The 23,391-nt window shown below is 35.4% G+C and carries 22 protein-coding genes and 1 other RNA gene; 17 read left to right on the top strand and 6 right to left on the bottom strand.

Going from position 1 to position 23,391, the window contains the following annotated elements; genetic code table 11:
- The first annotated feature begins 125 nt into the window (after window positions 1-125).
- From OU989_RS18155 to ssrA, 13 genes are all read left to right on the top strand, one after another.
- Window positions 126-1,541, top strand: a complete 1,416-nt coding sequence (locus OU989_RS18155; RefSeq protein ID WP_274794357.1) for an FAD-binding oxidoreductase — start codon at window positions 126-128, stop codon at window positions 1,539-1,541.
- A complete protein-coding gene (locus OU989_RS18150; protein WP_274794356.1) occupies window positions 1,528-2,868 on the top strand; it encodes a (Fe-S)-binding protein in 1,341 nt (446 codons plus the stop codon). Before OU989_RS18155 ends, OU989_RS18150 begins: the two co-directional genes overlap by 14 nt.
- A 44-nt stretch (window positions 2,869-2,912) precedes the next feature.
- The gene (locus tag OU989_RS18145) at window positions 2,913-4,013 is read left to right on the top strand and encodes a CdaR family transcriptional regulator (RefSeq protein WP_274794355.1); all 1,101 of its coding nucleotides are present in this window, start codon (window positions 2,913-2,915) and stop codon (window positions 4,011-4,013) included.
- Window positions 4,014-4,198: 185 nt separating this feature from the next.
- Window positions 4,199-5,230, top strand: coding sequence for a DctP family TRAP transporter solute-binding subunit (locus tag OU989_RS18140; protein ID WP_274794354.1), 1,032 nt, complete (start codon window positions 4,199-4,201; stop codon window positions 5,228-5,230).
- A gap of 11 nt (window positions 5,231-5,241) precedes the next feature.
- Window positions 5,242-5,739, top strand: coding sequence for a TRAP transporter small permease (locus tag OU989_RS18135; protein ID WP_274794353.1), 498 nt, complete (start codon window positions 5,242-5,244; stop codon window positions 5,737-5,739).
- Entirely contained in the window at window positions 5,736-7,061 is a 1,326-nt protein-coding gene (locus OU989_RS18130; protein ID WP_274794352.1) for a TRAP transporter large permease, read from the top strand. The genes OU989_RS18135 and OU989_RS18130 overlap by 4 nt, the downstream gene beginning before the upstream one ends.
- A gap of 17 nt (window positions 7,062-7,078) precedes the next feature.
- Complete coding sequence (locus OU989_RS18125; protein ID WP_274794351.1) at window positions 7,079-7,825, top strand: SDR family NAD(P)-dependent oxidoreductase; 747 nt, start codon at window positions 7,079-7,081, stop codon at window positions 7,823-7,825.
- Window positions 7,818-8,294, top strand: a complete 477-nt coding sequence (locus OU989_RS18120; protein WP_274794350.1) for a PCC domain-containing protein — start codon at window positions 7,818-7,820, stop codon at window positions 8,292-8,294. Before OU989_RS18125 ends, OU989_RS18120 begins: the two co-directional genes overlap by 8 nt.
- Before the next feature lie 13 nt (window positions 8,295-8,307).
- Complete coding sequence (locus OU989_RS18115) at window positions 8,308-9,789, top strand: class I adenylate-forming enzyme family protein (protein ID WP_274794348.1); 1,482 nt, start codon at window positions 8,308-8,310, stop codon at window positions 9,787-9,789.
- Window positions 9,786-10,919: a thiolase C-terminal domain-containing protein gene (locus OU989_RS18110; RefSeq protein WP_274794347.1), complete on the top strand. Its 1,134-nt coding sequence runs from the start codon at window positions 9,786-9,788 to the stop codon at window positions 10,917-10,919. The genes OU989_RS18115 and OU989_RS18110 overlap by 4 nt, the downstream gene beginning before the upstream one ends.
- Window positions 10,920-10,922: 3 nt before the next feature.
- Entirely contained in the window at window positions 10,923-11,231 is a 309-nt protein-coding gene (locus OU989_RS18105; RefSeq protein ID WP_274794346.1) for a Zn-ribbon domain-containing OB-fold protein, read from the top strand.
- 218 nt (window positions 11,232-11,449) lie between these two features.
- Entirely contained in the window at window positions 11,450-12,373 is a 924-nt protein-coding gene (locus OU989_RS18100) for a DMT family transporter (protein WP_274794345.1), read from the top strand.
- 204 nt (window positions 12,374-12,577) lie between these two features.
- Window positions 12,578-12,933, top strand: a transfer-messenger RNA (tmRNA) gene (ssrA, locus tag OU989_RS18095).
- A gap of 139 nt (window positions 12,934-13,072) precedes the next feature.
- On the opposite strand, the gene OU989_RS18090 is transcribed toward ssrA, so the two are convergent.
- Window positions 13,073-14,239 (bottom strand): site-specific integrase, encoded by a 1,167-nt coding sequence (locus OU989_RS18090; protein ID WP_274794344.1) that lies wholly within the window; start codon window positions 14,237-14,239, stop codon window positions 13,073-13,075.
- A 105-nt stretch (window positions 14,240-14,344) separates the two neighbouring features.
- A complete protein-coding gene (locus OU989_RS18085) occupies window positions 14,345-14,596 on the bottom strand; it encodes a helix-turn-helix domain-containing protein (RefSeq protein ID WP_274794343.1) in 252 nt (83 codons plus the stop codon).
- A gap of 349 nt (window positions 14,597-14,945) precedes the next feature.
- Here OU989_RS18085 and OU989_RS18080 point away from each other — a divergent pair, with 349 nt between their 5' ends.
- Window positions 14,946-15,989 (top strand): hypothetical protein, encoded by a 1,044-nt coding sequence (locus tag OU989_RS18080; RefSeq protein ID WP_274794342.1) that lies wholly within the window; start codon window positions 14,946-14,948, stop codon window positions 15,987-15,989.
- Between the two features lie 198 nt (window positions 15,990-16,187).
- On the opposite strand, the gene radC is transcribed toward OU989_RS18080, so the two are convergent.
- The 4 genes from radC to OU989_RS18060 form a co-directional block, all read right to left on the bottom strand.
- Window positions 16,188-16,793 (bottom strand): RadC family protein, encoded by a 606-nt coding sequence (radC, locus tag OU989_RS18075; RefSeq protein WP_274794341.1) that lies wholly within the window; start codon window positions 16,791-16,793, stop codon window positions 16,188-16,190.
- Between the two features lie 171 nt (window positions 16,794-16,964).
- Window positions 16,965-17,729, bottom strand: coding sequence for a hypothetical protein (locus OU989_RS18070; RefSeq protein ID WP_274794340.1), 765 nt, complete (start codon window positions 17,727-17,729; stop codon window positions 16,965-16,967).
- An 8-nt stretch (window positions 17,730-17,737) separates the two neighbouring features.
- The gene (locus tag OU989_RS18065) at window positions 17,738-18,211 is read right to left on the bottom strand and encodes a hypothetical protein (RefSeq protein ID WP_274794339.1); all 474 of its coding nucleotides are present in this window, start codon (window positions 18,209-18,211) and stop codon (window positions 17,738-17,740) included.
- Window positions 18,212-18,213: 2 nt separating this feature from the next.
- Window positions 18,214-18,429 carry a hypothetical protein gene (locus OU989_RS18060; protein ID WP_274794338.1) on the bottom strand — a complete coding sequence of 72 codons (216 nt, stop codon included), beginning with the start codon at window positions 18,427-18,429 and terminating at the stop codon, window positions 18,214-18,216.
- 285 nt (window positions 18,430-18,714) lie between these two features.
- Between OU989_RS18060 and OU989_RS18055 the strand changes: the two genes are divergently transcribed.
- From OU989_RS18055 to OU989_RS18045, 3 genes are read left to right on the top strand one after another with little or no spacing between them, the layout of a single operon-like run.
- Window positions 18,715-20,229 carry an ABC-three component system protein gene (locus OU989_RS18055; RefSeq protein WP_274794337.1) on the top strand — a complete coding sequence of 505 codons (1,515 nt, stop codon included), beginning with the start codon at window positions 18,715-18,717 and terminating at the stop codon, window positions 20,227-20,229.
- Window positions 20,219-20,941, top strand: coding sequence for an ABC-three component system middle component 1 (locus OU989_RS18050; RefSeq protein WP_274794336.1), 723 nt, complete (start codon window positions 20,219-20,221; stop codon window positions 20,939-20,941). The genes OU989_RS18055 and OU989_RS18050 overlap by 11 nt, the downstream gene beginning before the upstream one ends.
- Before the next feature lie 7 nt (window positions 20,942-20,948).
- Window positions 20,949-23,348, top strand: coding sequence for an AAA family ATPase (locus OU989_RS18045; protein ID WP_274794335.1), 2,400 nt, complete (start codon window positions 20,949-20,951; stop codon window positions 23,346-23,348).
- The last annotated feature ends 43 nt before the right edge of the window (window positions 23,349-23,391 follow it).

Genomic DNA, 23,391 nt, shown 5'->3' with positions numbered 1-23,391 from the left:
TTTTTGGTCCTATAACACAAAAAAATTAAAATATAATCCCCTTTTTTATCTTCCAAGACATATGTTTAGAAAATTCCAACAATTAAAATTGTAGTAACTACATATTTCATTTCGAGGTGAGTCTTATGAATAAAACAGTTATCGAAAAAATTACGCACATTGTTGGTGAAAAATACATTAAAAGCTCAATTGCACAGCTTTTAGCATATTCCTATGATGCAACGGCAAATTTTCAGCGCTTACCTGATCTTGTCATTTCACCAGGAAATGCAGAGGAAATTGCTGAGGTAATTAAAGTATGTAATGAATATAAAATGTCAATTATTCCGCGAGGTTCTGGAACAAATCTTGCAGCAGGAACGGTGCCTTACGATGGGGGCGTAGTGATTTTATTTAATAGAATGGATCAAATTTTAAATTTCGATAAGGAAAATTTAACGATTACAGTCCAGCCTGGCATTATATCTGAGAATCTTTGTACATTCGTCGAAGCACATGGTTTATTTTACCCTCCTGATCCAAGCTCCATGAGAATTTCTACGATTGGTGGCAATGTTAGTGAAAACTCAGGTGGCTTGCGTGGCTTAAAATATGGTGTAACAAAGGATTATGTCAAAGGTCTACAAGTTGTTTTACCAAACGGGGATATTTTAGAAACAGGTGGCAAACTAGCAAAGGACGTAGCGGGCTATGACCTCACATCATTATTTGTTGGAGCAGAGGGAACATTGGGTGTCGTAACAGCGATTACTTTAAAGCTTATTCCGTTGCCACAATATAAAATGACGAGCATCGCATACTTTGAATCCTTAGAGGATGCTGCGAGAACAGTCTCCAGCATTATTGCCAATAAAATCATTCCCGTAACGCTAGAATTTCTTGATAAAAAAACAATTAGCGCCGTCGAGCAATATATGAAAATAGGACTCTCAACAGATGTAGAAGCAATGCTATTACTTGAGCAGGATGGTGAAATGCATCAAGTAGAACAAGATGTCAAAGAAATGGTACGAATCGCTGAAGAAAATGGAGCTCTCTTTACGCAAATTGCAAAAGATGCACAGGAAGCGGAGCAAATTAAAACAGCAAGACGTGTCGCATTATCAGCATTAGCAAAATTAAAACCGACAGTTATTTTAGAGGATGCCACAGTACCACGATCAGAGCTGGCCAAAATGGTGATGAGAATTAATGATATATCTGAAAAGTACAATGTCAATATTGCCACATTTGGTCATGCAGGAGATGGAAATTTGCATCCTACATGCTTAACAGACCTGCGAGATGAAGAGGAAATGCACCGTGTGGAAGCGGCATTTGCGGAAATTTTTGAGGCAGCACTTTCGCTTGGTGGCACGATTACAGGGGAGCACGGTGTAGGTGAAATGAAAGCACCTTATTTAGAATGGAAAATTGGTCCTGTCGGTATCAATGTAATGAAAAACATTAAGCAAACCTTCGATCCTAACCATATTATGAATCCTGGCAAAGTCTTTGCAAAAGAAACGAAGAAAAGAGTGGTGGTACATGGTGGTAACTAACGTACAACAGCAGATGCAGCATTCCTTCAAGACACATGTCGATGAAAATTTATTGCTCGACTGTATGAGATGCGGCTTCTGTTTGCCAAGCTGTCCGACATATCTTCACATGGAGCAGGATGAGGCGCAATCACCACGTGGTCGCATTGCATTAATGAAGGCAGTACGTGACGGAATTGTACCTTTCGATGCATCTGTAGAACAGTCATTCGATTTATGTTTAGGATGTCGCGCATGTGAGCCGGCATGTCCAGCTGGCGTACAGTATGGTGCTTTAATCGAGCAAACCCGTGAAGCCGTACAAGAGGTGAAGCAATCATCCTTCGTAGAAAAAACGACAAGAAAAATTGTTTTCAATCATCTTTTCGTCAAGCAAAAAAATATGGAGCATGCAGCTAGTCTAGTTCACCTTTATCAGAAAACAGGCCTACAAAAAGTTGTACGGAAAATTGGCTTTTTAAATTTATTCCCAAAGCATTTAAAAACAATGGAGGCAGCTTTACCACCAGTAGCTAAAAAGGTACAGCCATTAAAGAAGGTAAAAACGGCTTCGATGAAGGTGGCCTTTTTTACAGGCTGTCTTATGGATACACTTTATAAGGAAACAAATGAAAAAACGGTGTCCTTGCTACAAATGCTTGGTGTTGATGTTGTTATTCCAGATAATCAAAGTTGCTGCGGGGCTCTCCATGGACATAGTGGTGAGCTAAAGCGTGGTAAGCAAAACTTAATTCGTAATGTAGAGTTATTTGATTCAGATGATTATACCTATATTGTTAATAATGCAGGTGGTTGTGGTGCTTTCTTAAAGGAATATGAAAAGCACTTACATAGTGATGAACGCTATCGTGAAAAAGCAGTTCGATTTTCAGAGAAGACAATTGATATTTCAAGCCTGCTTGTCAAAGCTGGGTTACTGGATTATTTAGCAACCTTGCCACAGCAAGAAAACAAGACTCTTGTGACCTATCAGGATTCCTGCCATTTACGTAATGTCAATAAAGTCTTCAATGAGCCAAGAATGATTTTACAGGCCCTACCGAATGTCCACTTTAAAGAGCTGCCAAATGCTAATACATGTTGTGGTTCAGCAGGGATATATAATTTATTGCAGCCTGCATCAGCAGGTAATATTTTAACTACCAAAATGGCTACGATTAAGGCGCTACAGCCTACAGTGATTGTCACAGCCAATCCAGGTTGCTTGCTGCAAATTCAATCTGGTATCCATAAAGAAAATCTAGAAGCAAACATGCAAGCCACACATATTGTTGATTTTATCTACAAGAGCATAGAAAACTATAGTAAAATATCTAAAATATACTAAATTTTCAGTATAATCAGTATATTAGTCTCTATGGAGGTGGCACAATGTTTGATTTACAAATTATTGGAACAAAGATTGTTAGAGAGCTTGGTGAACTGATTGATCAACATGTCGTTGTAATCGATCATAATGGATTTATTATCGCCAGCACAGACATGACGAGGATGAATCAATTTCATGAGGGTGCATTAATAGCGATGAAAAACAAAGAAGTCATGCATATGACGAAGGAGCTGTCAGCACAATTAAAGGGTGTGCGCGAGGGTCTAGTCATGCCATTAGTGATTGAGGATACACCAATTGGAGTAATTGGTGTTACAGGACAACCGTTTGAAATCGAAAAATATGGGAAGCTTGTCCAGAAAATTACACAGTTTTTTGTTGAAGATTTTTTAATGCACCGTAAAAAAGAACGAGAGACAAAAATGTTTGAGCTTTTCTTACTAGATTTATTAAATGGACAGGTAAATCAATTACTACTAGAGCAACGAGCTGAAATGCTAAATATTGAAACGGACCTTTACGATCGAGTGATTATTATTCAATTGAATAGGAGAATTGATGAAAAGGGGATGGATTATTTGCGTGCAATTCAAATAATCCATCCTCAACTACATATTTTTCAATGGAGCTTCGATAAGCTCGTTTTGCTTGTACCAAAAGTCACTCGTGTTCATTTAGAGCAAACGCTGCATTCATTTAACCGTAAACTGATAAAGCTCTATGATGACGAAATATTTATAGGTGTTGGCAATTCACATTCCTTTTTTGCACTAAATGAATCCTATAATGAAGCAAGTATTGCACTAACGGTTGCTGTTGAAAATAGACAGATTGTGTTTGAAGAGGATTTGAAATTAGAGCTACTATTGTCCGATCTCGATGAACAAAAGGTGGGCCATTTCATCGGCAGAACCATTGGCTCTTTAATAGAGGAGGAGGAATTAATATACAATCTAGAAATGTGGCTAAAAAGTAAAGGAGGTTTACAGGAAATTGCCGATGCGCTTCATATCCATAAAAACACTTTAAAATATCGACTGAAAAAAATAGAAAAGCTGTTAAATATTGATATTAATAATAATGAAAATAAATTGGAATTAATGATTGCTATTTTACTGTTTCGAAAGAGAAAGAGCGTTTAAGTTTTAGGAGAGAAACTTGTCATTAAATACTTTAATATGCTGCTTTTTGTGTGGTTTTTATATGTTAGAGACAAAAATCGATCAATTATTTTATAATTTTTTATCCTCAAAGAATATATATTTAGATTTTTCGGAATTATAAAATAATTATTAAGTCTAACATAAAAAGAGTAGGGGGATATTTTATGAGGAAATTTTTAAAAGGGAGAAATCTACTTCTTGCAATGCTCTTGATTGTTTCAGCAATATTAGCTGCCTGTGGTGGTAGCGGTGGAGAGAGTGCTGATGCTGAAGGCAAAGAAAAGTCCTATAAATTAAAAATGTCAGTCACTGTATCAGATTCATCCACATGGTATGAGGCAGCCAAAAAACTGGCAGATGATATGGACAAAGAAACAGATGGTCGCATTAAAATTGAAGTATTCACGAATGAGCAATTATCTGGGGGAGATTCAGGGAAGGCTGTTGAAGGCTTAGCAAAAGGATCAATCGATTTAACTTTTAATTCTACTATTATTTATTCGATTTTAGATCAACGCTTTGGTGTGGCAAGTGCACCATTTTTACTTAAGGATCATTCTGAGGTAGATAAAGTGTTTAATGGGGAAGGTGGAGAAAAGCTTAAAGAACTTTTAGCTGAAAAGGGTGTACAGGCTTTAGGATATGGCGAAAATGGCTTCCGTCAAATAACAAACAGTAAGCGTGAGATTAAACTACCAGAAGACTTAAATGGATTAAAGATTCGTATACCTGGTATTACGATGTACACAGATTTATATCGTTCATTAGGAACAGATCCTTCAACCATGACATTCTCAGAAGTGTTTACAGCGTTACAGCAAGGAACAATTGATGGTCAAGAAAACCCTATTGATGTAATTGCTTCGTCAAAGCTAGAGGAAGTTCAAGATTATTTAACATTATGGAACTATTCCTATGACCCATTAGTGTTAGGTATGAATAAAAAGCTATACGATTCTTTAAGCGATGCAGACCGTGAATTATTCGATCGTTTAGGGAAAGAAGCAGCTGCTTATCAAGTAAAAATTGCACGCGAAAAAGAAGCGTCACAAATTGAAGATTTAAAGTCAAAAGGAATGAATGTCTATACGCCAACAGAAGAGGAATTGGAGGCGTTTAAAAAAGTCGTTCAGCCTGTATATGATAAATATACGGATATCTGGGGAGAAGATTTACTGAAAGCGTTTACGCCATAGGGGGGAAACATATGAAGTTCTTAGACTACTTTGAAGAGATTGTATTAAGCGTTACATTTGCAGCGATTACCTTTATTACATTTGTAAACATTGTTTCTCGCAATGTAGTCAATTTATCCCTTTCGTTTACAGAGGAAATCACAGTTAATTTGTTAGTATTACTGACATTTGTTGGTACAGCCTTAGGTGTGCGTAGATACGCACACCTTGGTTTTACCTTGTTGTTCGATAAAGGGAATAAGCTGACAAAAAAGGCGATTGTAATTATTTCATCAGTAGCAAGTGGTGTATTGTTTGCAGTATTGCTTTATTACGGAATGGATATGGTATTGTTCCAAATGCAGATTAATCAAACGACACCGGCCTTAGGAATGCCGCAGTGGATTTTATCTTCTGCCTTACCATTAGGTGCATTACTATGTTTAATTCGTACAGTTCAAGCAATGGTTGAAGAATATAAAGCGGTAAGTAATGAAGGGAATGGAGCGAAAGGGGATGAGCTAGTATGACAGCATTATTACTTTTTGGCTCCTTTATCGTGCTCGTATTTTTAAGGGTTCCTATTGCTGCATCCTTAGCAGTAGCTTCAATGGTAGTCCTATTTACATCACAAGGGCTATCAGGATTTGAAGCATTAACGGATATTATGTATACAAGTGTAGCTAAGTTTACGCTATTAGCGATTCCATTCTTTATTTTAGCGGGTGTCATTATGGACCATATTGGAATCTCCAAGCGTTTAATTGACTTTGCACAAACATTAGTAGGGCATCGTAAAGGTGGCATTGTACTTGTAACTGTATTAGTCGCGATTTTCTTTGCTGCTATTTCAGGGTCTGGCCCCGCAACAGTTGCTGCAATTGGAGGTATCTTAATTCCGGCAATGGTGAAAAACGGCTATCGCAAAGAAACTGCTGGAGGATTGGTGGCGAGTGCTGGTGCAATTGGCATTATTATTCCCCCATCGATCGCCTTTATTATTTTTGCAGTCGTAGCAGGCGATCAAATCCCTATTACGATTAACCGACTTTTTATGGCTGGGGTTATACCAGGTATTTTAGTAGGGATCGGTTTATTTATCGCTGGGATGTATGTCCGCAAACGTGATATTCAAAAGGGTATTTTTAATGACTCTGTAGAAGCAGCTATGAAAAAAAGCACAGGAAAAGAACGGTGGGAAGCATTTATTAAAGCACTTCCTGGATTAATGATTCCTGTCATTATTTTAGGTGGAATTTATGGAGGCTTTTTCACACCAACAGAAGCGGCAGTAATTGCTGTTGTATATGGATTAGTTGTTGGACTGTTCATTCACCGAAAAGGCTACATAAAAATGATGTATCGTATTTTTATTGAATCGGCGTTACAAACAGCTGTTGTAATGATTATCGTAAGTGCAGCCTCTGTTTTTGCCTACATTGTCACAACAGAGCAAATTGCCTCAACTATTTCAAATACGGTTTTAGGTTTAACAGATAATAAAATCATTATTTTACTACTAGTCAACATTATTTTATTAATTGCGGGTGCGTTTATTGATGCCATTTCAGCATTTTATATTTTCGTTCCGATATTACTACCGATTATGTTAATGCTCGATGTAGATCCGGCTGTATTTGGCGTGTTCATGACGATTAACTTAGCAATCGGCTTATTTACACCACCTGTAGGGTTAAATTTATATGTTGCAGCAAGTATGTCAAAGACTAATATCATTCAAATTTCAAAAGGGGTCGTACCGTTTATTGTTGCTTCGATTATCGTCTTATTACTTGTAACGTATATACCTTCTCTATCAACATTTTTACCAGATTTATTAAATATTAAGTAGCAAAGGGGAAAATGATTATGACATTAAAAGATGATGTAGCGATTGTTACAGGAGCGGCAAGTGGTATTGGACAGGCAGTCGCAGTTCAGCTTTCAAAGCAAGGTGCACATGTTGTATTAGTTGACTTAAATTCATGTGAGGCGACAATTGAAAAACTAGCACATGATAGCTATTTAGAGTGTTTGGGGGATATTCGCGATGCGGAATTTGTCAAAGCAACAGTCAACCGAACAGTAGAAAAATATGGAGAGATTCATATTTTGGTGAACAATGCTGGTACATGTAGTCGCAAAAATATTGAAACGATGACATTTGAGGACTGGTCACGTGATCTTGATACGAACCTAAAGGCAACATTTATGTTTACACAGGCATGTGTGTACCCACATATGAAGGATGCACAATATGGTCGCATTATTAATATTAGCTCAGTATCAGGTATAAACGGTGGTGTTACATCTGGTGAGGATGGTACAGGTCGCTCAGGCCCAGCATATGCAGCATCAAAAGGCGGTGTAATTGCTCTCACGAAATGGGTAGCAAAGGAGCTGGGACCTTTCAATATTACTTGTAACTCCGTAGCACCAGGCGCAACCTTAACAGCTATTACAACGGGGGTTCCATACAATTTAGATCAGCAGGTTATTAAGCGTATTGGTACACCTGAAGATATTGCAAGTGCTGTCTTATACTTTGCATCTAGGGAGGCTAGCTATGCGACTGCTCAGGTGTTAAAAGTAGATGGAGGGATTAGTATTGGATAATTCTCGGTGGCAAGCTTTGTATGACCGACCTACGGATAGAATTATCGGCAGATTGAAAGCAGGAACGGATTTATTTACAGGGATGAAAGAGGTTTGCAATCACTTTGGTGTCAGAGGCGGGCAATTTCAATGCATGGGGTCCTTAAAGCAGGCGACCTATGTTCAAGTTCAGCGAGGTGAAAAGCAAGGGACCATCGTTTATTCACCAAAACGGCAAACTACATCTCCAGTCGAACTTATTTCAGGTTTAGGCTTTATTGGGATAGATATGGAGACGAATGATTTAGATATTCATTTCCATGGATCTTTTGTCGATTGTGATCAACATTTTTCTGGTGGTCATTTTCTTGAAGGAGAAAATGAAATCGCTATCACAGTCGAATTTATACTCTATCCATTAAAAGAGGCCATACCGAAAAGACGAAAGGATGACCAATTTGGGGTGCTAATTTTTCATTTTGATGAATAGGGGGGAAAGATAAATGAGTACAATTGGCCAACTAGCACTGAAATCCGCTCGAGCGTATCCAGATAAAATAGCAGTTAAATTCAAAGACCGTGCGATTTCCTATGCCGAATTAATGGAACGAGCCTATGCACTAACAGCTTATTTTAAAAGCCTGAACTTACAAAAGGGCGAGCGCGTAGGTATTTTAATGTCCAATCGATTAGAGCATATTGAGCTTGATGTAGCTGTTTCTTTATATGGTCTTATTAAAGTACCGCTGAATTACCGTTTGCATCCGAAAGAACATGATTATCAGGTGAAGGATTCAGGTATGAGTCTGATTATTGGTGAAAAGTCATTAATTGTTCCGCTGCAAATTGATTTTCCAATTCTTTATTGTGGAGAACCGTATGAGCAAGTAGTGAAACAATTTGAAGGCCAGTCCCATGAAAATGAAGTAGATGAGAATGATACAATGGCCATTATGTATACTTCCGGAACGACAGGCAATCCGAAGGGCGTTATGCTATCACATCGCAATATGGTCAGTGGAGCCTTGTCATTAGCAATGGCGTGTGAGGTTGACTATACGGATATGCTCGGTCACGTTGCACCACTCACACACGGGGCAAACTTTTTAAGTCACGTGGCATGGCTCTATGGCTTAACACAAGTTGTCTACGATAAATTTGAGCCAGAGCAATTTGTTCATTTATTAGAGCAGGACCGTATTTCAATCATTTTCCTAGTACCAACGATGGTCAACTTAATGATTCAGCACGATCAGTTCAACCCGCAGAAGCTTCATACCATTAAATCGATTAATATGGCAGGTTCACCCATTGCTGCTGCTAAGTTACAAGAGGCACTAGATAAAGTAGGAACAAAATTTGTAGAAACCTATGGTCAAGTAGAAGGGCCGATGTGCATTTCTATGATGCCACGTGAGGATTTACCATCTCGCCTTGATTCATGTGGCAGAGTTGGACCATTTGTTGATGTGAAAATAGTGGATGCTGAGGGCAATGAATGTCCAGTAGGAGAAATAGGTGAAATTACAGCAAAGGGTCCACTTATTATGCAGGGCTATTGGAATAACGAAAAGGCGACAGCGGAAACATTGCGTGACGGCTGGCTTCATACAGGCGATTTAGGCAAACTAGATGAGCATGGCTACCTATATATCGTTGACCGTAAGAAGGAGGTCATTATTTCAGGTGGCGTTAATATCTATCCTCGCGAAGTAGAGGAAGTGTTGAACAAGCATGAATTCGTCAAGGAAACATGTGTAATTGGTATTCCTGATGACAAATGGGGCGAATCCATTGTCGCATATGTCGTGCCAAACGGGCGTGGAGAAATTGAGAAGGAAGCTTTAATCGAGCTTTGTCAGCAACATTTAGCGAGCTTTAAAAAGCCAAAAGAAATTTTCGTAGTAGAGTCCCTACCAAAAAGCTCCTACGGGAAGATTTTAAAACGCGAGCTAGTAAAACAGCATATGGAGGTGACACAATGACAGTATATGTTCATAGTGTAAGCATGACGAAGTTCGGTAACAATGAAAATGCTTCATTGAAGGATTTAATGCTCACTGCTAGTCGAGAGGCGCTAGATGAGGCAAGAGACTTAAAAATTGATGCGGTTTTTGTTGGTAACTACATGGGAGGTAGCTTAGCCAATCAAGAAATTCTAGGCGCGATTGTAGCAAATGACTTGGGGCTCGGTCCTATTCCTACAGCTAAATTAGAGGGTGCCTGTGCATCAGGTGGTATCGCTTTAAGACAAGGTATTTTAGGTATTTTAAGTGGCGAATATGAAAGCGTTTTAGTTGTCGGTGTAGAAAAAATGAAGCATGCGCCAACCGCCACTGTAACGCAATTTATTAACTCTGCAATGGATCAGACGACAAACGAACGTTATGCGGGTCTAACCTTCCCAGGATTTTTTGGCGTAGTCGCAAATCGCTACTTCCATGAGACAGGTGCAAATAAATCCCATTTAGCAAAATTAGCGCTCAAAAACCGTGAAAATGCTTTACAAAATCCACTAGCCCAATTCCAAAAACCAGCAACACTCGAAGAAATAATGAACGCACGCATGATTACCGATCCACTTGGCTTATTCGATTGTTCACCGATTACAGATGGAGCAGCAGCAGTTGTGTTATCTCGTAAGCCATCGGATATTAAAATAGCAGCATCTGCACAGGCTTCAGGACCGACGATGATGCAGGATGCCATTGATTTATTATCATTACCAGCGATTCGTATATCAGGTCAGCAAGCCTATGAAAAAGCAGGGGTTGGTCCTGAGGATATCGATGTTGTGGAAATTCACGATTGCTTCTCTATGACAGAAATGCTAGCCATTGAAGAGCTCGGTTTTTTCCCGAAATTAGAAGGCTGGTTAGCTATTGAGCAAGGCAAAACGCGCGTGAACGGAGAAAAGCCTGTCAATACAAGCGGAGGTCTTTTATCGAGAGGACATCCTATTGGCGCAACGGGTGTGGCGCAGTTTTACCAATTAGTACTGCAATTACGCGGAAACGCACCAAACCAGCTAGAAAAACGACCACGATTAGCACTTGCACAAAATTTAGGTGGCACTGGTTCTTATTCGGTTGTCCACATATTAGAAAGGGTGTAGCAGATGAAGGTTTATGAATGCTGTGGTGTGGAGTCAGTAACGAAAAAAGTGTATTGCAGCACCTGCCGCCAAGAAATCAAAAACGAACGAGAAGTCTCAGATAAGGGAACCGTGTATAGCTTTACGGTCATTCACATTGCACCAGAAGAGTTCGCCCATTTGGCACCGTATACCGTGGCACTAGTACAGCTAAGGGATTCGACAGCCAAGCTAACAGTACGCATTCAAGAGAGTGTACAAATCGGTGACCTCGTACAGCTTGAAGAAATTAAAAATGGAACATACATTTATCAAAAGGTGAGAACTGCTTAACGAAGGGTATGAAGTATGGTAGGCTGTTTGGAAGGCGATTTGTCTTTCCTGACAGCCTACTTTCTTATGAATAGTCTACTAGACTTTTTATAAATGTTCCTTTATTGAGGCAGAATTTCAATTTGGGTCTTGCTGCGGATGTTAGTCTGTTGCCCTATAGAACGTAGAAGATAATGAGACTTCTTATCATGCGCTCGAATAAAACAGGAGGTGATAACTTGGCAAATGCAAAGGTTTATTCCATTTTAGTTTTCGTTATGTTTCTTTGGGGAATGAATGTTACATGGCTGAAAGTAATTGTCTCCAACGGCGATCCATTAACGATACAAACGGCCCGTATTTTTCTTGCGGCTATTACGATTTTTATTATTTTAAAGCTAACGAAGCAACCGCTTTATGTAAAAGGAATGCCATTTAAGTACATATTAATTGGTTGTTTTTTTGGCGTCATTTGTCACCACGTCTTTTTAGCATATGGCATCGTTCAAACAACCGCCATGAAAACGGCCATTATTAGTGGCTTAAGTCCACTTTTCACGGCTCTCATTGCCGTACTATTCAAAGACACGGTTATGACAAAATCTAAATTAATTGGCTTTGCACTCGGTGGAGTTGGCGTGCTATTCGCAGTGGTAGACGACATTACTGAGCTGACCAATCTACAGCTAGGTGATTTTCTCGTGTTTATGTCATTCTTTTTGCAGGCATTTAGCTTTATCGCAATTCGTCGTGCCACTGAAGTCATCTCTCCGATGCTGATGACAGGCTGGATGCTACTTATTGGCTCATCCATCTTATTAATTTTCACATTCGCTACAAGCTTCCGAAGCTACGGGGCATTTTTATCCTTCAGTCCGTTCATATGGCTCGTATTTTTCATGTCCGCTATTTTAGCTACTTCGATCGGACATACACTATATAATTTATGTATAAAACACATTGGTGCAGCGGAATCCGCTATTTTTGTGAATTTCAATACCGTATTCGCATTAATTGGAGCGGCCTTATTTTTACATGAAGTCATTACACTTCAGCAATTTATCGGTAGTTTAATTATTATTTCAGGCGTTATAATCGGCACAAGCAATTTAGAGGAAAGACTTCTTCAAAGGAAAAAAAATCGCGATAAACTAGAATGTTAGAAAAGTAGAGATGCTCAGTATTTCCTTGGCTCTATAAGAATACTTTAGTTGATGATCCAGCTTATTCAGTGTGTCTCTACTTGATATTTTAAGCTCTTTATTTTATAATAGTACTACATGCCAGTGAGCATCTACTCATACGATGTTCATTTACAACCTGCATTATGCAGCGTTGTCCGAACGGTTTATAACCGGATTATATCCGGGGACGTTACGGATTCGACAGGGATGGTTCAAGCTTTGGTCGCGCGTCGGAGGGCTCGGCTCCGTCATCAACGACAGTTATATAATAACTGGCAAACAACAAAACTTAGCTTTCGCAGCGTAAGCTCTTAAGCGCTCTGCCTCTCTATCGCCCATGTAGAGAACGTAGGGCCCAACTTTAGTGGGATACGGTCGATGGTGCCACCTGAGTCATCGGCAAGAGATTTCCAGGTTAGCGTACAGGACGCCTGTTTGTCGGCATAATGTTACGTGAATCGTAAATAGGCAAACTACACGCGTAGAAGCTGAAGTATTGGAGTTTCTGGACGCGGGTTCGACTCCCGCCGTCTCCATAAATGAATTTCATAGAATTTCACTGAACGTCAAAATCCTTTATATATAAGGGTTTTGGCGTTTTTTCATTTTCATTCAATTTCATATGAACGTAGTCAAACGTAGTCAAAAACGTAGTCAAAAAAATCTATATAAGGAAGTTCACATGTTTAAGAAGTTCTCAAACTTCTGAATAGCGCCATCTCTCGCTTTTTGTGATACATGAGCGTAGATGTTCATTGTTGTTTGGGCGTCACTATGACCTAATCGATCTTGCACTTCTTTGAGTGTAGCACCCGCTTCAAAGAGTAGTGAACAATGCGTATGACGTAATCCATGTGTAGTGATTTGGTGTAACTTATATTTTTCTACAACATGCAATAACCATTTACGTGATTTCGTTGGTTGCATTAGCTCATTAGTTTCATTGCTAAATACCAATTGTCCAGGTTGCATCGTGTTATAACCAAGCTTTAAATAATCTAGCTTCTGCTTTTTTTTCCATTCCTTTAAAATCCCCATTGTTTTCTCATCCATACTAACTGAACGAGAATCTCCTGTCTTTGTAGATTTAACATATAGTCGATTATCTTTACCGCGAGAAAGAGCTTTCGTGATTTTTGTTTCATTCGCTTTAAAGTTAATATCATTCCACGTTAGTGCGAATGCTTCTCCTTTACGCATACCACTGAAGGCAAGTAATCGGAAGAATACATATGCTTTAAAATTTGTTTCCTTCTCTAAGCAAGTTAAAAATGTATTGAGCTGCTCTTTTGTATAAAAGTTTTCTTGTGCTTCAGCCGAAGGAGAAGACTTTTTCTGAGATTTAGGCATGTCAATTAATGTGAATGGATTCTGTTGAATGTAACCGCGCTTCATTGCAAAATCAAGTACCTTTGCTGCATAGGATTTAACCATACGGAAGTTCTTTAATTTCTTAGACCATTCATCAACGTGCTTTTGGCAGACATCCACGTGTATTTTTTCTATTTTGTATGAGCCCATTGCAGGTAAGATGTGATTTTTGAAAATACTTAACGTTTTTACAAATGTACTTTCCTCAACCGTCTTTTCATAAGCAGTTATCCATAAATCATAAACTTCTTGATAAGTTTCAGCTCTTTCTTGATGAAATGTCCCATTAGCAATCTCTAGCTTGATTCGAGCTAAAGCTAATTCAGCTTCCTTACGAGTCTTATAACCTAATCTTCTTGTGCGTTTTTGTTTACCTGTTAATGGATCAACGCCCGCATAAACAGGAAACCAATACCTTGTTTCACCTTTTTTAGTTTTATAGCTATTAATCGGTGATACTTTCTTCTTTGTCATAATAATTCCTCCTAGTATCGTTGCGGGGGCAAGATATAAAAGGAGAGGATTAACCTCAAACACCATTATAAATGAATGGGTACAGTTAATTCCTCTCTGAAGATATTAAAAGCTATAGCTTTCCATAAAACGATCTACTTCTTTCTTTGATACACGTTTTACCCCGTCTATTTCTGTCACCTTCAATCCCATTGTTCTAAATTTGATGAAAGTGTTATAAGAAACACCTGAATATGCAGCAGCCTCTTTAAGAGTCATCCATTCTTTAGGATGTATTTCAAAGTTAATGGAGTGAAGCGTTTTTAAAATTGTTTTATTAACAATGTCTTCGATAGAATATTTGCTTTCTGTATTCATAATAATCGTTCCTTTCAAGGTTTGTATTTTATTAGATTTCAATTGGTACCATTTGATGTTGCTATTGTAGCATCGAAAATAGTAAAAATTATCAACAGATTTTGATGTAGTGTACGATGCGATTTTGCCATTTTTTTTAAGTATTGAATAAATTCTTTTGATTTTCCGAAAGGGAAGACAAATTATCATTAAAGTTATCCACAAACTCACAGAATCAATAGATTTTGTGGGGTTTTTGGTATTTGCCAAATAAAATAAGTTGCTTAAAATAGACAATAAACAAAAGACAAAGTTCTTAGTAATACTCGTATTTCGGGCTACTCTAAGGTACTTGAGGAGGATATTCATAATGATAGATACAGTAAAATTCGATATTCCGTTAAAATTAACTGATGATGAAATCAACAATGCAAATTGGAGTAGGAATAATAAAACGAAATATGTTGATAATGGTGAAACCTTTGTTTCATTCAAACATTATGATAATGAGTATATTGGATGCCCAAGAATCAAATATGTCTGTAAGAAATCAGACCCCAACTATTTCAAACTAAGTGTAGAAGTTTCTTTGCCAAAGTTAAGATACGGTACTAACTTTTATGAAGTGGACGATAACGAACTAATATTTACATTAGGTTTATTAAAAATGTATATAAGTCGCCAATTGTCAGTTGTAATTTCTAGAATGCCGCCTGTTGATTCTTGGAAAGTGACTAAGCTGCATATTTGTAAAAACCTTAATGTTGGAGCTAAGGTGAATGCATATTTAAAAGCAGCAAGTAACACAACACTTCGACAACATAAACTCAATGTTTATATGAAAAAGGGAGGTAACCAAGTTCAAAGTGTTATCTGGCAGGCAAAAACACGTAAAGAAAAGCTTTATGATAAAAAAGAAGAAGTATTAGAAAATAACTCGATGCATGAAAATTACGAGAAACTTATACCATTTTTAAATGGAGTAATTAGATACGAGGTTGAATTGAATAATAATGAAATAAGAAAGTTGCAGGGTACAAAAAACACAACCGAATTATTAAGTTCTGCAACAATTTTGCCTGTATTGAATCGATATCTGAGAAGACTAGGGATTACTAACTCATACCAGACAACTGAATTAGCACAAACAATCGAGTATATTGAAAAGCTTAATATTTCAACTAATTCAAAATCGAGTTTAATTGCTTTTGCAACTAGAAAATCTTTATTAGGTACTAATGCAAAAGAAGCTTATTCTGAATCTGGCTTTAAAAAAATTAAGTCTCAATTTTCTAATTTGATTGAATCAGAATTAGAGATAGTAAAAGATGCGAGTATTCCTGATTTAGTGGTGTCTGAATTTGATTTCACGAAATTTAAAAATGGAAAAAGGAGATTCCAATGTTACAATTAGCGACTTTAGTTTGTATATAAATATAAGAGGCTAAAGTAAGCCGCGCTTCATGGCTATACTAATATACAGAAACATTGATTTATCGCTATTTTAAGTGGTACTGAAAAAGAAAGTACACAAAACACCAAACTTAAGCCCATTAATGAAATTGAAGAAAAGAAAGGCACGTCTAAATCAATAGACGCACCCCTTACTAGCTTAGAAGTATCCTTTTTCTTTCATCGACAGATACTTGTTTGAGCCAATAATCACATGGTCGATGATTGTAATACCGATGATGTTGCCAGCACCAACTAATCGCTCAGTTACTTGGATATCCTCTGGGGATGGTGTCGTGTCTCCAGAAGGATGATTATGTGATAGGATTGCACAGGCACAAGAGCGTTTAATCAACTCTTTCATGATTTCGCGTGGATGACAGATAGATGCATTTAAAGAACCTACAAAGATTGTTTTACGGAACATTATCTCGTTTTTTGTATTTAACCCCAGTACAACAAAGTGCTCCTGTTGTAGATGTTGTAAATCTTGGAGATAGGTATATGCATCTTGTGGACTGCGGATTTTGAAACGTTGTTCAGTTGTCACTGGATTCATGCGTGCTAATTGAAGTGCTGCGATGATTTGTTGTGCCTTTACTTTACCAATACCCTTGATGTTTAATAGTTCTACCTCCGTCACATCCAATAGTTCTTGAATAGATGGATAGCGTGTGAAGATTTCCGATAGAATATAACCATCTTCCTTCTCACGTAATGTCGTAGCGATTAATGATTTGAATGTGTTTTCACTGATTGTAGTCATAATATATTCCTCCGATTTGTGTAAGTTTTTTAAATGCAAAAAGGAGCAGCGTCGACGCCACTCCCTTGTGTGTGTTAAAATTGAATAAAGGTTAATAACACATGTAGATGCATCTCTCAAATGTATCTACACATACAAAAGCCCATCTACTGCGATTGCAATGGATGGGTTTTACTGTTGCTGAATATGGTCGATGACAGCATCGTTACCATGTTGTTGAGCGTATTGTAATAACAATAAATCTTGAATGAATTCATGGGCTTGCTGCTTCGTCAACAAGATACTTTTGTCGACGTCGAACTTAATCTTCATCATCTCCTTTGCTACACCGTTAGACATATCCATTTGCTTGACGATGCGGAAAAGTGTTTTTAATTGATGCGCTGTTGCTGGGGCATCACCTCCTTTACGGTCTGGTTTAGGAAAGTCCTCAATATCTTGTGTGAATAGCCCAGATGCTCTTGTAGCGGATAATACAGCGTCAATCAACGCACGCTTCTTTGCCATCTTCAGAAGTGTGTTGACGACTGTAAAAGGGTCTTGATAACGGAAAGAAGCTTCTTTGCTATTGCATGAGCCAATCCCTTCAGCCTCCACGACACCTGTTTCCTTATTTGATAATGTCACGCGTACTTCATAAGAAAAAATCCCAACGTCCCATTGTTCAATGCGGTTGATGACGTCGACAGTTTTAGAAAAACCGAATGCATCACAGAACTTTTCAGCACCTGGCTTTAACAATGTAGGTTTTGAGAAACCGTCGATTGAGCCATAATCGACACCGCGCACCATCGACGTCTTTACGAACTCTTGTAGCTTTTCGATACGCTCCTTTGCTTCTGTCGACGTAATGATTAAATCAGGTAGTGTCGACGACGGATTTGTTGTTGATTCTTTTTTTAGATGAACGACGTTGTTTGAAATTTGTTGTTTCATTTGTTTTTTCACTCCTTTGTTTGTTGAATGACTTGCTCTGATAATTGAGATAACCGTGTTGATGACTGTCGAAGAGAATGTTGCATTTTTCCACTAAGTTGAGAACTATAAGCTAAACCTTTTGCTGCGCGGTTGATGACATTGGCAGTGATGTTTTTCGATGCATTGTTGATGGATGTTAGTGAATCATCGAGCTTTGTCGTCAACTTAGCAATGGCTGTAGACGAAAAGAAACGACGTCGATGTGTTTGATCGAGTGTCGTTTCGACAATATCAATAGCGATGGAAATGCGTTTCCTTTCAACGACTAAGTCAGATAATAATGTGTAATTATTTCGATCAATAACACGTAGAATTGCTTCCTCCAATTTGTGTAGTTGCTGCGTTAAATCCAGGTGAATCTCTTTTATTTCCTTCGTTGATAAAACAACACCTTCTTCTAATGGCGATGCTTGGAAACGTTGTTTGAATCGTTTTAACATGTTTATTCCTCCGATACACTTTTATATTGGTGATAACCTTTTACCGTTAACTTGATGAGAATGCCATCTTCTTGATGACTATTTACTAATAACAACCTTTGATCTTCTAAATGCAACAGAATCGAGCGTTGCAATGAGACTTCTACAAGATGCTTAGTAGCAACCCATTTGTTTACCTCCTTGGCACGAATTAAGATGCGCAACAGTGTTTTATTCATCGTCTTCACCTCCTTTCAATATTGGTGCTCTTCTCACTACGCCCCTTTTTCGCTGTAACACAAAAAGCCGTTACATATCCGAATGGATACATAACGACTTATGTGTAGAGGGGTGGGGCATGAAACGCAGGTACCCCTCTTACTTAAATAAATGACCAGGTGATGGGTGAAAAAATATAGTTTTTTACCTGATATTTTTGGTAAAGTATTACTATTTATTTTCTATTACTTTACAATATAAATGTAAGATAATACTGTGAGTAAATTTGGGAGGTATATAAAGTAGTGGTAAATAAAATTATTGAAAAAAATGTTGAATTTGATGCGACACATAGTTGGAATGGTTTTTGCTATCAAGGTAAAGTAGCTATTATTGCCGTAATTGATTACATAATAAATTCAATTAAGGATACTGAATTAATTAATCAATATAGTTTGGAGTTTGAATATTTGGAGGATTTTTCAATAAAGAAGGATGGTAAATATATTCAAATTCATCAAGTTAAATCATATGGAATTGAATCATTGAGTGAATATAAGGATGCTATATGGTTATTACTTGGAAAATCGGTTTATGAAGATTATGAAACAATTGAAAAGGCATATTTACACGCTGCTGAAAGTATTGACTCTAAGAAAGGTATTATTACTAATAATAGCACTCTAAGAACAGTTTTAACGAGCTATACAAAACCAAAAAGTTCAGAGTCTTTAACTCAAATGAGCCCTTCAGAATTATATAATTACATATTTGAAAAAGATTTATTAGATCAAGCATTTGAAAAATTTACTTTGTATAAATATTCTAATGAAAATTTATATTGTACTTTATTAGAAATAGAAGGAACAGTAAAAGAGAAAATTATAGAGTATTATGAATTCACAGGAAAAAAGGAACAACTAGAACAAAAGGGATTGTTAGATAAATATACAGAAAGTTCATATGTAAATCTTTTAGGGTTTATTGATAAACACATAAATATAAGACATTATAATAGGCAAAATGGTATCGAAAATTATGATAAAGAAATAAATTTAACCGAAATCAAGGATATTTTAAATGAAGAATATGATAAACTACCAAAATCACTTTATGTGTATTATTTGAAAGATAAACTAATTCGAAACTTTAATGAATATTATAATAGTCAAATGCAGTTTATTCGAAATGGATATTTGTATTTACAACATGAAACTGAAATTGAAGAATGTAAGAATCTGGAAGAAGGACTTAATAAAATTTTAGGTCTAATTAAAAAAGTTTATAGAGAATTAGGCGAAGAAGAATTCTTGTTATTTTGTCATAAAATAAATCCTCATGTAAAAGTAGATTTTAACGACAGTTTCTTATATCTTAGTGAGCTTGTTACTTCTCAATTTATGAACTATCCATGGTTTCAAGCATTAGTAGATTTTCATGAGAACATAGTAAAAGAAGATTTTTCGATAAACATAAATAATTCACATTATTTAGCTACGACAATAGTCCACACATTGCCAGAGCCTAATCCTACAGATTCTTTATTTTATCAACGGCAAATAAATGCTAATATCGAGGCTACAATAAGCAAAATAGCAATAAATATCTTGGAAAATAATAAAATTTATAAAGAGCTTTATAAAATTGATTATATTATTACTGGAAATATAAATAAGCCATTGAAAGATTATATACATAAAACAACAGCAATGAAAGAATATGAACAACCTAACCATAATAATCATATTTTATCAATAAAAAATATAGATCTAATAGATCTAAATGAATGTCGTTTAAGGAGAGAGAGAAATGCTGAATGAAAATATTAATGGGTTGATAGAAAAAATATTTGAAGAACTTAATTATGTAAATACAAACTTCTCAAATGTAGATGATCAAGATGAGCTGCTTAATAAAAGTATTTTTGCAAAAAATCCTCTGAAAAAAAATTATTACATTGTCTTATTTTTAGAAGACGAAAATTTGCTAAATAAAATATTAGAAAATCAAGCTCGTTACTTTTATTTATTAAAAGAGTTTTTTGGTGAAGATCCAAACATTGAAAAAAATACTTCCTTATTAGTCCTTTTAAATTCAAGAAGAGTTTCAGACAACTTAGTTTTAAAACTAGAAGAAGACCCATATTACTTCAGGAAATATTTACTTCAATATTCAGATGATGAGGTAAATGATTTATTTAAAACACATTTAGCTGAAATAAAAGCTAAAGGTGTAGTGAAAGTAATGGAAGAAATTATTAATAATATTGAGTTGTTTGAGACTTTTAAAAAAAATCCTGATGATAATAGTATTTATAATCTTATTGCCACAATTTTTATTAAACTCTCAATTATTCGTATGAATGTTGAAGATAAAAAGGTTACATCTTTAAGAACTATGATAAACGATTCACTTGAACAGAGAAATTTAAGTGATTTGAAAGTAAAAATAGATAAACTAAAACTCAATTATAGTGAAATAAATGATGACTTTTTAGATGAACTTATTAATTTATATGTAGATAAGGAGTAAAGTTAAAATGAGTTTTTTTATAAATCGAATATATATTAAGAACTTTAAACTTTTTAACAGTTTAGCTCAACCTTTGGAAATAAATAGTAAAAATCTAGTTGTATTAGACGGGCCGAATGGTTTTGGAAAAACTTCAATATTTGATGTAATAGAACTAATAATAACTGGCCGACTAAAAAGAATAAAAAAAGCAGATTCTAGGAGTAAGTATAATGAAGTATTATTAAAAAACAATAATTCCGAAGAGAGTTTATTAAAAGTAGAATTTGTTAATGAGTTAGGAGAAAAACAATTCACATTAGCTAAAAAAATAGAAGCTAATTATAATACTGAAAAAAACTTACCGGATAATTTTGATATATTTGAAACGCATATACTTTCATCGTTTGAGGATGATTTATCAAATGAAACTTTAATTAAAAGTTATAATGAAATATTTCAAAAGTTCGAAATTGATTTAAATAATATATTTAATTTAATCCACTATATTGAACAAGAAGATAATAAATTTCTATTAAGCATGAATGAAAGTGAGAGATTAGTACAGTTATCTTCATTATTTAATACTGAAGAGGAACAAAGTGAAGAGAAATATTATCGCGATTTAAGAACCACTGTAAATGCTAAGAGAACTAAATTAAAAGGGAAAATAGATACACTAAAAAAAGAAATTCAAAACTTGAATCTCAACATTGAAAAAGAAAATGGGAATATAGAATATTTTAGGTTATTGCCACATTTAGATGTTTTAGAACCATGGGATTTAGAAAATTTAAATATAAAAGATAATATAAAAATGGAAAAGTATTTTATAGAATTAGAAAAAATTAAAATGTTTTTAAAGAATTTCGATGATTATAAGTCGGAAAAAATAAATAAATTAATAACTGGTTATATAGAAGCCCCCAATTTAATTAAAGATTTTATTATTATTGCCTCAAAAAATTCTAAAATTGAAGATCTGATAAAACAATATCAATCACAAGTAGATGTATACAATGTTATTAAAGATTTAGAAAAGACATCATTCATTTCAAAATGGAAAGAAATAGATTTCAAAAAAATTATAGAAAATAAATTATCAGATGTTAAATTACTCTCGGAAGAAAGTTATAAAAGAATAACGGATAAGATAAATGAGCTTATTAAAACTGAAGAAAGCTCAACACAAATATCTAGTAGTTTACGAGAACTATTGAATATTAGAAATAACTTTGTTGAAAAGTTTAAACAAAACCATTCAATGCATCCAGAAATTATAGAATCACATTGTCCACTTTGTGGCAGTGATTGGGAAACGTTCGATAATCTAATTGATGTATTGGAGCAAAAAAGGGATTTTTTACAAAGTTTATTAGATGATGTATCGAACGAGATTAATAAGAATTTAGAAGAGCTACATTCAAAAGAAATTATAAATATCATTTCTAGTAGTGAAGAATATTTCAATATAGAAAATATTTCACTTATTAGTAGTGATAATTATAAGCAGTTAATTCTAAGTCAAAGCAATATAGAAAGGGTTAAGGAGTTTGAAACTTGGTTAAGTGAAAATAATATAGAATTAGATACGATTATTGAAAAGGGAGATCATTATATAGGTGAGGAGGAACTTGATAGTAAATCTCAAAAATTGATTAGCAGATTAAAAGCTAATTATAAACAAGTAATTAACAGTGAGCTGACACTTCAAGACATTGAGATATATGATTCTATATTTAAAAGATACTTTTCTAATAATTCAATTGCAGTAAATTCTTGTAATGAGGAATTAATAAATAATAAAATAAATTATATTAAGGCTTCTTACTATAATGATGTTCTGAACAAGAAAAGTGAATTACAAACTGAATTAGATAAAACAATTATTGATAAGGGTAATTACGATGGTCTTTATATTGATTTAGGTATTTTAGTTAATGAGTATAGCAGTAAAACTAAGATGTACTGGAAAAAGATAATGAAAGATATAGAGATTGTATTTTATATATACTCTGGTAAGATACTGCAAAATCATCAACGAGGTTTAGGAATATTTATGAAAGAAAGTGAATCGAAAATCATAAGATTTATTACACATCCTGAAAAAGATCATGACGTTTCTAATTTTATGAGTTCAGGACAATTATCTGCAATTACACTCTCACTTACACTTGCATTAAATAAAGTATATGGTAATAAAGGATTATCAACATTATTAATAGATGATCCGTTACAAACCATGGATGACATTAATATCTCTTCATTTTTAGAGCTTTTAAGAAATGATTTTAGTGATAAACAAATTATTTTATCTACACATGAGGAACATGTAACGAAATATATGCTCTACAAGTTTTCTAATTATAATTTACAAACACAATCATTAAATTTAAGAAAAAAGTATTATTCTGAAAACAAACACTAGTGATATAAAATTGAATAAACAAACACCGATAAACTAAATATGT

Source organism: Lysinibacillus irui, assembly GCF_028877475.1.
Lineage (GTDB): Bacteria > Bacillota > Bacilli > Bacillales_A > Planococcaceae > Lysinibacillus > Lysinibacillus irui.
This window is presented reverse-complemented; position numbering and strand designations above follow the sequence as displayed.